This is a genomic window from Terriglobus roseus DSM 18391, from assembly GCF_000265425.1.
GTDB lineage: Bacteria > Acidobacteriota > Terriglobia > Terriglobales > Acidobacteriaceae > Terriglobus > Terriglobus roseus.
In genome coordinates this window covers 2,709,868-2,722,721 of record NC_018014.1, presented here as the reverse complement: position 1 = coordinate 2,722,721, position 12,854 = coordinate 2,709,868, and the positions used below count along the sequence as shown (strand labels likewise).

Here is a 12,854-nt window from a genome sequence, read left to right as displayed (position 1 = left end):
CCGTATCTGTGTGTAAGACTTCTGTAAGCCCCTCCGACAAGCCGTTGCAGCCCCGTAAATCGCTCCTTTCACCCGCCCACAGCGCACATTGGCGCGGCAGTAGCATCCGCGATTCAGGCCCGTCCCTTAGCCGACATTGCCGGTACACTCGTCCTATGCGCGTCTTCGGAATCGACTGCGGCACGGAATACACCGGCTGGGGCGTGGTGCAGGTCGAAGAGACCGCACGCGAGCGTCGCCTGGTCCCCATCGCCGCCGGCGCCATCAAGCTCGACAAGAAGCAGAAGACGCCGCTGCGACTGCAGCAGGTCTTCGCCGAACTGACCGGACTCATGACCGTCTACGAGCCCGATTGCGTTGCCATTGAAGACGTCTTCTTCGCCGCCAACGCCAAAAGCGCCCTCAAACTGGGCCACGTTCGCGGCGTCGCCATGCTGGCCGCGGCCACCTGCAATCTGGAAGTCAGCGAGTACGCCCCGCTCTCCATCAAGAGCGCCGTCGTAGGCTATGGCCTCGCCGCGAAAGAGCAGGTACAGTTCATGGTTGCGAGGCTGCTCGATCTGGATAAGGCGCCGGAACCAGCCGATGCCGCTGACGCACTGGCAATCGCCATCTGCCACGTGCACACGGCGCAGACACACTTTGGGATGGGTGTTCGTTGAAGTCTTTGCTCTTCGCCGGTTCGTTACTTGCTCTCGCCCTGTCGGCGCACGCGCAGGATGCTGTGCCAGACTCCGCTCCGGCAGTAACCACTGCTCCGTTTCGACTCGTCGTCAGCTATGACCGGCCCGGCCTGCTTGTCCCGCACTGGCAGATCTCCGTCCCCCTGCACGGCATGGCCGAGTACACAGGCAAGCCCGTGAAGGGAAGCGATCCAGGCCAGGTGCTCTTCCGTCTCTCGCCCACCGGTCGCGCCCGGCTCAGTTCGCTGATGGAACGCACGCACAACCTGCAGCCATGCGAGACCCGCTCCAAGGGCATCGCAAACATGGGCACCAAGGAAGTCGAATACGCCCCGGCTGATGGCCCCGCCGCACACTGCACCTTTAACTTCACCGACAACAAGCCGCTCAGTGAAGCACTGGATTACATGCTGGCCATCGCAGGCACCGTGCAGGCAGGCCTTGAGCTCGACCGGCTGCATCGCTACGACCGTCTCGGCCTCGACCCCGTCATGATCCGCCTCGCAGAGGATGCCAAGACAGGCCGCGCCGCCGAGCTTGGTGCCATCCGCCCAATCCTCGAGAGCCTCGCTACTGACGTAGCCGTCCTCGAACGCGTCCGAACCCGCGCCCAGCAACTGCTGACTATGGTCGATCAGCAGGAGATCGCCAAAAAGTAGCAGGCAGCCTAAAGCGCCCGAAACAACTCAGCAAACCGATCCAGTGGCAGCGCCTCGGCGCGCGTGCTTGACTCGATCCCGGCGGCCGCGCACGCATCCGCAATCTGCGCCGGCGTGTAGCCCGCAGCACGCAGGTTGTTGCTCAGGGTCTTACGCTTCTGCTGGAAACAAAGCTTCAGAAAACGATCGAAGCCCTTGCGATCTGCAATGCCCAGCTCATCGAACCGCGGCGCAAACGCCAACCGCAGCACGGTCGAATAGACATCTGGCGGTGGCGCAAAGGCCTGCGGCGGCAGCGTAAACAGAGAATTCGCCCGCGCGTGCATCTGTGCGGTCGCTCCCAGCAGGCCAAAGTCGCGCGACCCAGGCTCAGCCGCCACACGGTCCGCCACCTCCCGCTGCATCATCACCACGGCCAGCTCAAGCGCGGCCTCATGCGTGAACATATGCAGCAGGATGTCGCTGGTGATGTAATACGGCAGGTTGCCGATCAGCAGGCCCTTCTCACCCTCAGGCACCAGGGCGGTCAGGTCCGTTTGCAGCACATCGCCTTCCACGATTTCGACATTCGGGTGGTTGCGGAACTTGAATCGCAGCTCGGGCGCCAGCGACCGGTCAAGCTCAATGCACACAAGCCGCTTCGCTCGTTCCGCCAGAATCGTCGTGATCGCGCCATGCCCTGGACCAATCTCCAGGACCGTCCGCTGCGACACATCGCCCAGGGCATCCGCGATGCGGTGACGCGCGTTGTCGTCGACCAGAAAATTTTGTCCGAGCTTTGGCTTGCGTGGCTGCATCCGATGACTAGACCTTTAGGGTATCGTGCCTGCGTGTGCGGTATCGTTGGGTCTGCACATTTGCAGGAGTTTGGATGCACATTGTTTTCGCAGCATCGGAGTGCGTGCCCTGGGCCAAGACCGGCGGCCTGGCTGACGTGGTCGGCGCATTGCCTCCCGTCCTGGTCCGCATGGGCCATCGCGTCACCACGTTTGTACCGTACTATCGCCAGGTCGCGCGCAAGCTGCCCGACCTGCCAACGGTCATCCAAAGCCTTACCATTCCGTTCCCAAGCTATCAGCGCTACGTGCGCGTGCTGGACGGCGGCATCCAGGATGGCGTGCAGGTCTACTTCTTCGATTGTCCGGAGATGTTCGATCGCGAAAGCTTCTACGCCACGCCCGGCGGCGACTACCTCGACAACTGGGAGCGCTTCTCGCTCTACAGCCGCGCGGTGATTGAAGCCAGCAAGATCCTCGGCGTGCCGGATGTCTTCCACGCCCACGACTGGCAGGCGGCGCTCGTGCCCATCTATCTGCGCTCGATCTACTTCTTCGATCCTGTCCTGCGCAAGGTGCCGTGTGTCTTCACCATCCATAACGCCGGCTACCAGGGCTGGTTCCCGGCCGACACCATGCCACGCATCATGCTGCCGTGGGACATGTTCACCTTGGAAAAGCTCGAGGCATACGACAACGTCAACCTGCTCAAGGGTGGCCTTGTCTACGCCGACGCGCTCACGACGGTGAGCCGGCGCTACGCCGAAGAGATCCAGACGCCGGAGTTCGGCAACGGCCTCGACGACATCTTCCGGAGGCGCAGCGGCGATCTCTTCGGTATCCTCAACGGCGTCGACTACGACCAGTGGGACCCCGCACGCGATGCGCACATCGCAGCACACTACAGCGCGGACAACCTGAAGGGCAAGAAAGAATGCCGTCGCGACCTCCTGCATGCCTTCGGTCTCGACCACGTCGAAGACACAACGGCCGTGCTCGGCATCGTCTCGCGCTTCGCCACGCAGAAGGGCTTTGACCTGCTCGCGGGCATCCTGCATGAACTCATCAAGGACGACGTCGTCCTCATCGCGCTCGGCACCGGCGAGGAGTACTACGAGCGCCTCCTGAGCGAGCTTGCCGCACGCTACCCGGACAAGGTGCGCGTGGACATCCGCTACGACAACACCACCGCGCACAAGATCGAGGCAGGCAGCGACATCTTCCTGATGCCGTCGCACTACGAGCCCAGCGGCCTGAACCAGATGTACTCGCTGCGCTACGGCACGGTGCCCGTCGTCCGCTCAACCGGCGGCCTCGAGGACACCATCGTTGAACTCCACGAAGGGCAGGGCAACGGCTTCAAGTTCCACGGCTACAACCAGTGGGACTTCCTTGATGCCATCCGTCGCGCCGTCGCCACCTTCCAGAACAAGGAACAGTGGGAGGCCATGATGAGGCGGGGCATGGAACAGGACTTCTCCTGGAACAAGCCCGCGGAAGAGTACATCAGGGTCTACGAGCGCGTCATCGAAGGCCGAGCCTGGAGCTAGCGAGCGGTGAGAACTGGGTGCCCCATGTATCGATTCTGATACATGGACCAGCGCCAAGTGCGCTCCGTCGCGCGGAAGCGCGACCCCGTCCTACTTTGTCCCCAGCATCATCGCAGCAATCTCACCCAGGCGACTGTCCAGATCATGGCAGTCGCCGTTTTCTTTGCTGCAAACACCCGTTCGGACCGGCGAGGTCTGCAAAACGGTGCTACGCGGAGCAGTCAACCAGTGGAAGCGTTCCCGCTGCGACAGCTTCGCCATCGGTCCACCCTTTGCATCACCGTTGCAGAGCAGCTCCACGGCACGCAGATGCTGCCGGATGGTCGCGACATCAAGAGAAGGTGCCAGCGCCAGCACTCGCTCTTCATCGAGCGCGATGCGGCACTTCAAATAACGTCGCTCCAGGCAGAAGAGGATCACGCCGGCGTTGACGAACTCCTCACGCTCCACGCGAGGCACCACGCGCAGCGTCGCGTAATCAAAGCTGGCGTTGGCGTGCACGGTCGGCCTCCTCTTCGAAGATAGATGAGTGAGCCAGACGCTCCACAAAGAAGCGCACATAAGCCTCGCGCTTCGCTGTGGCCTCTGCCTTGATTGCTTCCGCATCGCCACTCTCAACCAGCGCCGCGGCAAGGAATGCATCGGGCACCATCGAAACGATGGCGCGCAGCACGTCTTCACTCAGCACGGCACGCGCGCGTGACGAAGCAGTTTTGAGATCACTCGCAAAAGGCAGCAGCACATGGTGCTCGATCTGGGCGAAAGGCGACTGCGTCTTGGTCGGCATCGTCTCCCAGTTGTGATGAAAGAACATCGCCGCACCATGATCAATAAAGCGCACCTCGCGATGCCACATCAACAGGTTCGGATTGCGCGGCGTGCGATCGACGTTCTGCACAAAGCTGTCGAACCACACCGCCATGGAAGCCGTCTCTGCAGAGATCAGGTCTCCTGCGGCGGCATTGAAGTCTGTCGACCCAGGGAGATAATCCAGCCCAACATTGGTGCCGACGCTCGCCTTCAGCAGATGCCGTATCTCTGCATCGGGATCGTTGCGGCCCAGTGCAGGATCAACCTCCACCAGCACCAACTCCGGCACACTCAACCCGAGCGTACGGCCGATCTCACCGGCGACGATCTCGGCCGTCAAAGCCAGCGGGCCCTGACCGGCACCACGAAACTTCACAACGTACATGCCAAGGTCGTCTGCCTCGACGATCGCGGGCATGGAACCGCCCTCGCGCAGGGCAAGAACGTAACGAGTCGCAAGCACAGTCCGCATCGCACTCAAGTGTAGAGGAGGCTCAGATACTCCAGCCCATCCGTCTGTCGATAAGCGCCGCCTGACGTCGAAGACTCTGCAAGACAGGTGTCTGCGTCACCCACCGCGCCGCTGCTGTCACAAATCTTCTATCCTGATGATCTATGCCGAAGATCGACCACCTGGAATGTTCGCGTTGCCATCATCGCGAGAGTGCGGAAACACCCAAGACCGTCTGCCCCGTATGTGCCGGAACGTTTTACGTTCGCTACGACCTCTCCGCCGCGCGCGGCCTGCAGGTCCGCGATAACCTGCCGCAGATTGACAGCATGTGGCGCTACGCGCCGGTCCTGCCAGACGTCCCACCGGTCACACTCGCCGAAGGCTGGACACCCATTCTCCCGTCGCGTCGCAATCCCAACGTGCTGCTGAAGGAAGAGGGAGCCAACCCCACCGGTACCTTCAAAGCGCGCGGCATGAGCATGTGCATGACGATGATGAAGCACTACGGCATCGGCAAGGTCGCAGTGCCCAGCGCGGGCAATGCCGGCGGCGCATGTGCAGCTTACGCGGCTGCCGCAGGCATTGAGGCACACGTCTTCATGCCGCAGGACGTCCCGCTCGCCAATCAGGTCGAGTGCATCGCCTACGGCGCGCACATGACCCTCGTCGACGGCCTCATCAGCGACTGCGCCAAGATCGTCGCAGCACGCAGGGAAGAGGAGGGCTGGTTCGATGTCTCCACGCTGAAGGAGCCCTTCCGTGTCGAAGGCAAGAAGACCATGGGCTACGAACTGGTCGAGCAGTGCGGCTGGACCTACCCTGACGCAGTCTTCTACCCCACCGGCGGTGGCGTGGGCCTCATCGGCATGTGGAAGGCTTTCCTCGAAATGGAAGAGCTTGGCTGGGTCACCGGCAAGCGCCCGAAGATGATCGCCGTACAGGCAGCGGGCTGCGAACCCGTCACCAAGGCCTACCGCGAAGGCGCGGACGCCTCTGTGATGTTCCAGAACGCACACACACTCGCCAGCGGTCTCCGCGTCCCAAAGCCCTACGGCGACTACATCATCCTCGACGTCGTCCGCCAGAGCGGCGGCACCGTCATCTCCCAGACCGACGACCAGATCTTCGAGTCCATCCAGGACTGGGGTAAGAACGAAGGCATCCTGCTCTCGCCCGAAGGCGCCGCTGCCACCGCAGCCTACGACCGCCTCATCGAGACGGAATTCCTCAGCCCGAGCGACCGCGTCGTCATCTTCAACACCGGCACCGGCAACAAGTACACCGACGTACTCAACATCATGCAGCGTGCGCACCACGCTGTGTAATCGATAGGGCTCAGAAGGTCTGTCAGGCCTTCTGAGCCACACGTTTCCGTCCCGCTCACAAAGGTCCGCAAATCGTGCGATAGCCGCCCAAATGGGCGAACATCGGATTGCGAGTCGTAATCACCCCCTGCTAGGCTTTTCAAATGTCTGAAGTAGCTGCTCTTCCCGCTGAAACCGATGTTCTTCTGGTTGGCGCCGGTATCATGTCGGCCACGCTGGGTACGCTGCTCAAGACCCTCGCGCCGTCCGTCCGCGTCACCGTCGTCGAAGCACTCGACCGCCCGGCCATCGAAAGCTCTGACGCCTGGAACAACGCCGGCACCGGCCACGCCGCACTCTGCGAGCTCAACTACACCGCCGAGCAGCCCGACGGCACCATCGCCATCGACCGCGCCATCAAGATCAACGAGCAGTTTCAGCACTCCCGCCAGTTCTGGGCATCGCTCGTAGAGCGCGGCCTGCTGGCCGATCCGAAGCAGTTCATCAATCGCATCCCGCACATGAGCTTCGTCCATGGAGCCGAAGCCGTCGACTTCCTCCGCCGCCGCTTCGCAGCCATGCAGGTCAGCCCGCTCTTCCGCAGCATGCAGTTCAGCGACGACGCCGCAAAGGTCCGCGAGTGGATTCCGCTGATGATGAACTCCCGCGACGCCTCCGAACCAGTCGCGGCAACGCGTTCGGAAGAGGGAACCGACCTCAACTTCGGCGCGCTCACCCGTCTCCTTCTCGGCCTCCTGTATGAGCAGGGCAGCGGCATCTACACGCGCCACAAGGTCACGGATCTCACACGGCTGCCGGACAACCGCTGGTACGTCGAAGTAGAGAACCTCGCCACCAAAAAGCGCACACGCATCACCACCCGCTTCGTCTTCCTCGGTGCAGGCGGTGGGGCTCTGCCGCTTCTGCAACAGTCCGGCATTCCCGAAGGCCGCGGCTACGGCGGCTTCCCCGTCAGCGGCCAATGGCTGCGCTGCACCAACCGCGACGTCATCGAGCAGCACGCCGCCAAGGTTTACGGCAAGCCCGCACTCGGCGCACCGCCCATGTCCGTACCTCACCTGGACACGCGCGTCATCGACGGCAAGCGCGAGCTCCTCTTCGGACCCTTCGCAGGCTTCACCACCAAGTTCCTTAAGACCGGCTCGTTCCTCGACCTGCCCGGCTCTATCGGCACCGGTAACCTCATCAGCATGCTCGGCGCCGGCGCTACCAACCTTGAACTCACCAAGTACCTCATCGGCCAGGTCATGCAGTCGCAGGAAGACCGCATCAACGCCCTCCGCGAGTTCGTCCCCACCGCCCGCGGTGAGGACTGGGTGCTCGAAATCGCCGGTCAACGCGTACAGATCATCAAGCCCGACCCGAAGGCCGGCGGCAAGCTGGAATTCGGCACTGAGATCGTCCGTAGCGCCGACGGCTCACTCGCCGCACTGCTCGGTGCATCCCCCGGAGCATCCACAGCCGTCTCCATCATGCTCGAACTCATCGCCAAGGGCCTCCCGGTGCTGTCCGCAACAGAAAGCTCAGCAGACCGCATCCGCGACCTCGTGCCAAGCTACGGCCGCTCCATGAATACCGAACCCGAGCTCCTGACGCAAATGACGGCAGAGACGAGCCGCCTGCTGCAACTGGCATGAAAGTGGTTGCGGCAGCTGGGAGTCGCGGACTGATCCAGCCCGCACCCTCTTTGCGCAGCACGGTTCTGACGGTACAGGCGCTCCGTGGTATCGCGGCGTTACTTGTGATCTCGCTACATACGACCACCATGTGGTTTGAGCTGGGGAGACGAACACTGCCGTTCATCGTGAATGGTGGCACAGGCCTGGACATCTTTTTTGTTCTCAGCGGCTTCATCATGCCGCTCTCCGTGCGCCGGTCGAATAGCGGCCCGGCGGACGCCCGCAGATTCCTGTTGCGACGGCTTGAACGGCTTGTGCCTGCGTACTGGATCTTCACCACCTTGAAACTCCTCAAGGACTTCTTCCTGCCGGGTACAGTCAAGCTGGCAGTCTGGCACACGATCGCCTCTTACCTCTTCCTTCCCTCGCGGAACAGCCTGGGAGAGGTCGTGCCACTGTTGCCGCCGGGCTGGACACTAAACATGGAGATGCTTTTCTACCTCCTGATTGCCCTGGCGCTTCTGTTTCGCGTGCGCCTGCGGTATTTTCTGCCGCCATTGTTGATGCTGGGGGCGGCTGGGTTCTTTCTGCACTTGCCGGCTCTTGTGCCGGTGGACACCGCACGTCTGCCTCTCTTGTTAGAGTTCCTGCTGGGTATGGTGCTTGCCGAACGTTATCGCGCCGTTGCCTTGCGTGGTGCAATGCCTTGTCCGGCATGGATTGCATGCGCAGGGATGCTCCTGAGTACATGGCTGATGGTCTTTACACAATGGGGAGCCATCTCTTACTTCGTATTTGCAGGCCCGCTTGCCTTTCTGATGGTGGGCTTCGCGGTAGAACTTGAGCGATCGATTGGGCGCAGAATCCCGAGGCTGTTACTCCTCATCGGGGACGCGTCATACTCCATCTACCTTGTGCACTGGTTTCTCGTTGGCGCAGTCCGCAGCATCATTCAACTGCCGGCATTCTCGGGCGTCCAGAATTTCATGGTGCCGCTAGGGCTGACCATGGCGCTCAGCATCGTATGCGGTATCGCCTGCTATCACTGGATCGAAAGTCCCATCAATCGGCACTTTCATGTGCGGCGGCGAGCGGCGACAGCGGCCTGAAGAGCGCGAATGTGAGCAAAAAAAGAACGCCAGCCCCCGAAGGCGCTGGCGTCGATCGAAAGATGAAAAGTAACTTAAACGCGCTCGATCACAACCGTATCCAGCGTGATGGTCTTCTTCGGACGGTCCATGCCGTCACGCGGAGCCTTGCTGATCTTCTCCACAATGTCGTAGCCCTCAACCACTTCACCAAAGATGGTGTGGCGGCCGGTCAGCCACGTGGTCGGCGCAACCGTGATGAAGAACTGCGATCCGTTCGTGTTCGGGCCGGCATTCGCCATGGCCAGCTTGCCCGTGGTCTGGAAGCCGTGCGGCGAACCCTTGGTCTCATCGGCAAACTTGTAGCCGGGGCCGCCCATGCCGGTGCCTTCCGGATCGCCGCCCTGGATCATGAACTCAGGAATCACGCGGTGAAAGACGGTGCCGTCATACAGCTTGTCGCCCTTCTTGCTGCGGCTCTCCCAGGACTTGCTGCCCTCGGCCAGGCCGATAAAGTTGGCGACGGTCTCCGGCGCGTCCTTCTCGTACAGCTTGGTAACAATGGTGCCCTCGCTGGTGTTGAAGATCGCGTAGGTTCCAGGTGTGCGCTCTGCCATGATTTTCGTTCTCCTTCTTTCGTTGCAAGTCTATCGGATGGGTTCGCCCGGCTTCCGGCGGTATCGTATGCCGCCCTGCCGAATGCTATTTCGCGGCCGGAGCAGCCGTAACGGCTGGCTCCGCCGGTAGCGGCTGGCCTTCCGGAACGATCGTCACCTTGTTGATCAAAACCGGTGTGACCGGCTTGTCGTTTGAGTTCTTTTCGACCCGCGCAATCGATTGCACCACCAGAACAGAGTGCGCACCGCACTGCCCGAAGATCGTGTGTTTGCCGTTCAGTTCCGGAACGGGCCCTTCCGTTACGAAGAACTGGGTGCTGCCCGTGCCAGGCCCGGCATTGGCCATCGCCAAGCGGCCTTCGCGGTCAAACCGTAGTCCGGCTGACCGCTCCTCGGGAATGTAATACCCCGCATCGCCCGCGCCCGTCCCGGCGCGGTCGCCGCCCTGGATCATGAAGTTCGCGATCACCCGATGAAACGTTGTGCCGTCGTAAAAATGCACACCCTTCATCGGCTTGTCGGTGATGGGATCCACAAACGGCTTGGTGCCGGTCGCGAGGCCGATAAAGTTCTCTACCGTCTTCGGCGATTCATTCGCAAAGAACTGGCACGTCAGGCGGCCCATGCTGGTGTCGAGGACGGCGGTCGGTCCATTCGGCATGGGCGGAATGCCCAGGCCTTCTGACGCACCTGGAGAATCCGGCAGTTCCTCCACCGGCGCCGCCGGCTTCGTCTGCTGGGGTGGTGAAGGTGACTGGGACGGCGTACCTGGCTCAGCCCGCTGAGCGTGCACGGGCAACGACAGGGCGAGGCCCGCAAAGATTGTGTAAGACGCAAATCGCAACATCATGCCGACTCCAAGAATACGCCCCTTGCCCATCGGCGGCGAACTGTGACGTCATTCGCCGCCGACAGGCGTCGCCTACCGGACGCAACCCCAAACCCATTGCCTTCGCTGCCCATCCCCCGGCGCGCTCACCGCATCCCACCGTTCTAAGACACGATCTGAATAGGGATATGCAAGAGATGACACGTACCGTTCTGCCCGGAAAGCCCTACCCGCTCGGAGCAACCGCCTCCAGCAAGGGAACAAATTTCGCTGTGTACAGCGAGAACGCTACGGCGGTCTCCGTCTGCTTCTTTGACGAACAGGACAACCAGGTTGACTGCGTTGCCCTGAAGGAGAAAACAGCGTTCGTCTGGCACGGCCTGGTCCGCAACATCCGGCCCGGCCAGCGCTACGGCTATCGCGTCGACGGCCCTTGGGAGCCGGAGCAAGGCCTTCGCTTTAACAAAGCCAAGGTACTGGTTGATCCCTACGCCAAGGCCATTACGGGCGATATCGATTGGAAGAAACCGGTCTTCCCCTACGACGTCATGAGCGGCGACGACCTTAAAAAAGACGATCAGGATTCAGCCAGCGGCGTGCCGAAGAGCATCGTTATCGACCCGCACTTTGACTGGGGGGGTGACTGCCCGCCGGAGATCCCGCTCTCCGACTCCATCATCTACGAGCTCAATGTCCGTGGCTTTTCCATGCAGAACACCGCTATCGAAGAGAGTTTGCGTGGCACCTACGCCGGTTTGGCATCCGAGCCCAGCGTCAAGTATCTGAAGATGCTCGGCGTCACCGCCGTCGAACTTTTGCCCGTCCACCACTTCATCGACGAAGGCCACCTCGTCGATCGCGAACTGCGCGACTACTGGGGCTACAACACCCTGGGCTACTTCGCTCCCATGGCCCGCTACAGCTCTTCCGGCAGCGACGGCGAGCAAGTCCGCGAGTTCAAGGAAATGGTTAAAGCCCTACACAAAGAGGGGATCGAGGTCATTCTCGACGTGGTCTACAACCACACCTGCGAGGGCAACGAGAAGGGCCCGATGCTCTTCATGGAGGGCATCGACAATACAACCTACTACCGCCAGGTCGCTGACAGTCCCCGCTACTACATGGACTACACCGGCACCGGCAACACGCTCAACGTCTCGCACCCGCAGGTGCTCATGCTCGTCATGGACTCACTGCGTTATTGGGTTACGGAGATGCACGTCGACGGCTTCCGCTTCGATCTCGCAAGCACGCTCGCCCGCGACGAAGAGGGTGTCCAGAAGCTCTCCAGCTTCTTCAACGTCATCCATCAGGATCCGATTCTGCAGTCGGTCAAGCTCATCGCCGAACCTTGGGATGTGGGCGAAGGTGGCTACCAGGTCGGCAACTTCCCGGTCCTGTGGGCTGAGTGGAACGGCAAATACCGCGACACCGTCCGCCGCTTCTGGAAGGGCGACGAAGGTCTGCTCTCGGACTTCGCCTACCGCATTACGGGCTCCAGCGATCTCTACCAGAGCGACGGCCGCAAGCCCTACGCCTCGATCAACTTCATCACGGCGCACGACGGTTTCACCCTCACTGATCTCGTTAGCTACAACGAAAAACACAACGAGAACAATGGCGACGACAACACCGACGGCGCCAATGACAACGACAGTTGGAACATGGGTGCCGAGGGCGCGACCGACGATCCTGATATTAATGAGTTACGTGAGCGTCAGACCCGCAACTTCCTGACAACGTTAATCTTGTCGCAGGGTGTTCCTATGATCTGCGGCGGCGACGAAGTCGGTCGTTCCCAGCGTGGCAACAACAACGGCTACTGTCAGGACAACGAGATTACCTGGTACGACTGGAAGCTCGACGAGCCCCGCCAGCGCCTGATGGAATTCACGACGAAGCTCATCGAGCTCCGGACCAAGCACCCCAACCTGCGTCGCCGCAAGTTCTTCCAGGACCGCACCGTGCGAGGCTCCGTCATCAAGGACATCGCCTGGTACGGCACAGGCGGCGAGGAGTTCCGCGAAGAGGACTGGAACGCCGACTGGCAGCGTTCTCTGGCTTTCATGCTCAACGGTAAAACTCTCGGCGTCACTGACGATGATGGCCGCCTCATCACGGATGACAGCTTCCTGATGATGGTCAACGCAGCCCACGACGGCGTCGAGTTCAAACTGCCGCCGCCGCCGGGCAACACACCCTGGCGCCAGGTACTCGACACCCAGAGGATCGACAATCCCTTCGCCGCAGAGACTCTTGGCGAAAAGGTGATTCTCGGTGGCCGTTCCATGCGTGTCTTCCGAGACGGCAAGGATTAAGCGGTCCCGCTTCCCACCACAGGGACAGCTATCGCGAAGCGAAGCGGAGGGATCTGCATCTTGATCCCTCCGCCCTACGCGATGCCAACGGCAGCGAATCAAGATTCTTCCGCGCAACCACCATCG

At 61.4% G+C, this 12,854-nt stretch carries 12 protein-coding genes; 7 read left to right on the top strand and 5 right to left on the bottom strand.

Translation table 11 applies throughout. From position 1 onward, the window contains the following. Positions 1–155 precede the first annotated feature (155 nt). Entirely contained in the window at positions 156–662 is a 507-nt protein-coding gene (gene ruvC / locus TERRO_RS11245) for a crossover junction endodeoxyribonuclease RuvC (protein WP_014786120.1), read from the top strand. Next, on the top strand, positions 659–1,342 hold the full coding sequence (locus TERRO_RS11240) for a hypothetical protein (protein ID WP_014786119.1): 684 nt from the start codon (positions 659–661) through the stop codon (positions 1,340–1,342). The genes ruvC and TERRO_RS11240 overlap by 4 nt, the downstream gene beginning before the upstream one ends. A gap of 8 nt (positions 1,343–1,350) precedes the next feature. On the opposite strand, the gene rsmA is transcribed toward TERRO_RS11240, so the two are convergent. Beyond that, positions 1,351–2,139 carry a 16S rRNA (adenine(1518)-N(6)/adenine(1519)-N(6))-dimethyltransferase RsmA gene (gene rsmA / locus TERRO_RS11235; protein ID WP_014786118.1) on the bottom strand — a complete coding sequence of 263 codons (789 nt, stop codon included), beginning with the start codon at positions 2,137–2,139 and terminating at the stop codon, positions 1,351–1,353. A 74-nt stretch (positions 2,140–2,213) separates the two neighbouring features. Here rsmA and glgA point away from each other — a divergent pair, with 74 nt between their 5' ends. Next, complete coding sequence (glgA, locus tag TERRO_RS11230) at positions 2,214–3,668, top strand: glycogen synthase GlgA (RefSeq protein WP_014786117.1); 1,455 nt, start codon at positions 2,214–2,216, stop codon at positions 3,666–3,668. A 90-nt stretch (positions 3,669–3,758) separates the two neighbouring features. On the opposite strand, the gene TERRO_RS11225 is transcribed toward glgA, so the two are convergent. Both TERRO_RS11225 and TERRO_RS11220 read right to left on the bottom strand, forming a co-directional pair. Beyond that, positions 3,759–4,169 carry a DUF3037 domain-containing protein gene (locus TERRO_RS11225; protein WP_014786116.1) on the bottom strand — a complete coding sequence of 137 codons (411 nt, stop codon included), beginning with the start codon at positions 4,167–4,169 and terminating at the stop codon, positions 3,759–3,761. Continuing rightward, positions 4,147–4,950 (bottom strand): HipA family kinase, encoded by an 804-nt coding sequence (locus tag TERRO_RS11220; RefSeq protein ID WP_041592568.1) that lies wholly within the window; start codon positions 4,948–4,950, stop codon positions 4,147–4,149. The genes TERRO_RS11225 and TERRO_RS11220 overlap by 23 nt, the downstream gene beginning before the upstream one ends. Positions 4,951–5,093: 143 nt before the next feature. Here TERRO_RS11220 and TERRO_RS11215 point away from each other — a divergent pair, with 143 nt between their 5' ends. The 3 genes from TERRO_RS11215 to TERRO_RS11205 all read left to right on the top strand — a co-directional run bounded on the left by TERRO_RS11215 (position 5,094) and on the right by TERRO_RS11205 (position 8,985). Further along, complete coding sequence (locus TERRO_RS11215) at positions 5,094–6,257, top strand: threonine synthase (RefSeq protein WP_014786114.1); 1,164 nt, start codon at positions 5,094–5,096, stop codon at positions 6,255–6,257. A 143-nt stretch (positions 6,258–6,400) separates the two neighbouring features. Further along, on the top strand, positions 6,401–7,894 hold the full coding sequence (gene mqo / locus TERRO_RS11210; protein ID WP_014786113.1) for a malate dehydrogenase (quinone): 1,494 nt from the start codon (positions 6,401–6,403) through the stop codon (positions 7,892–7,894). After that, positions 7,891–8,985: an acyltransferase family protein gene (locus tag TERRO_RS11205; RefSeq protein WP_014786112.1), complete on the top strand. Its 1,095-nt coding sequence runs from the start codon at positions 7,891–7,893 to the stop codon at positions 8,983–8,985. The genes mqo and TERRO_RS11205 overlap by 4 nt, the downstream gene beginning before the upstream one ends. A 74-nt stretch (positions 8,986–9,059) precedes the next feature. On the opposite strand, the gene TERRO_RS11200 is transcribed toward TERRO_RS11205, so the two are convergent. Further along, complete coding sequence (locus TERRO_RS11200) at positions 9,060–9,581, bottom strand: peptidylprolyl isomerase (protein ID WP_014786111.1); 522 nt, start codon at positions 9,579–9,581, stop codon at positions 9,060–9,062. Positions 9,582–9,666: 85 nt separating this feature from the next. After that, on the bottom strand, positions 9,667–10,431 hold the full coding sequence (locus tag TERRO_RS11195; RefSeq protein WP_014786110.1) for a peptidylprolyl isomerase: 765 nt from the start codon (positions 10,429–10,431) through the stop codon (positions 9,667–9,669). A 176-nt stretch (positions 10,432–10,607) separates the two neighbouring features. On the opposite strand from TERRO_RS11195, the gene glgX reads away from it, so the two are divergent. Further along, entirely contained in the window at positions 10,608–12,728 is a 2,121-nt protein-coding gene (gene glgX / locus TERRO_RS11190; protein WP_014786109.1) for a glycogen debranching protein GlgX, read from the top strand. The last annotated feature ends 126 nt before the right edge of the window (positions 12,729–12,854 follow it).

Excerpts from the sequence above, each read along its gene's own strand:
- TERRO_RS11215 (WP_014786114.1), top strand. The coding sequence starts at position 5,094 with ATGCCGAAGATCGACCACCTGGAATGTTCGCGTTGCCATCATCGCGAG.
- glgX (WP_014786109.1), top strand. The coding sequence starts at position 10,608 with ATGACACGTACCGTTCTGCCCGGAAAGCCCTACCCGCTCGGAGCAACC.
- rsmA (WP_014786118.1), bottom strand. The coding sequence starts at position 2,139 with ATGCAGCCACGCAAGCCAAAGCTCGGACAAAATTTTCTGGTCGACGAC.
- glgA (WP_014786117.1), top strand. The coding sequence starts at position 2,214 with ATGCACATTGTTTTCGCAGCATCGGAGTGCGTGCCCTGGGCCAAGACC.
- ruvC (WP_014786120.1), top strand. The coding sequence starts at position 156 with ATGCGCGTCTTCGGAATCGACTGCGGCACGGAATACACCGGCTGGGGC.
- TERRO_RS11200 (WP_014786111.1), bottom strand. The coding sequence starts at position 9,581 with ATGGCAGAGCGCACACCTGGAACCTACGCGATCTTCAACACCAGCGAG.
- mqo (WP_014786113.1), top strand. The coding sequence starts at position 6,401 with ATGTCTGAAGTAGCTGCTCTTCCCGCTGAAACCGATGTTCTTCTGGTT.
- TERRO_RS11205 (WP_014786112.1), top strand. The coding sequence starts at position 7,891 with ATGAAAGTGGTTGCGGCAGCTGGGAGTCGCGGACTGATCCAGCCCGCA.
- TERRO_RS11220 (WP_041592568.1), bottom strand. The coding sequence starts at position 4,950 with ATGCGGACTGTGCTTGCGACTCGTTACGTTCTTGCCCTGCGCGAGGGC.
- TERRO_RS11195 (WP_014786110.1), bottom strand. The coding sequence starts at position 10,431 with ATGATGTTGCGATTTGCGTCTTACACAATCTTTGCGGGCCTCGCCCTG.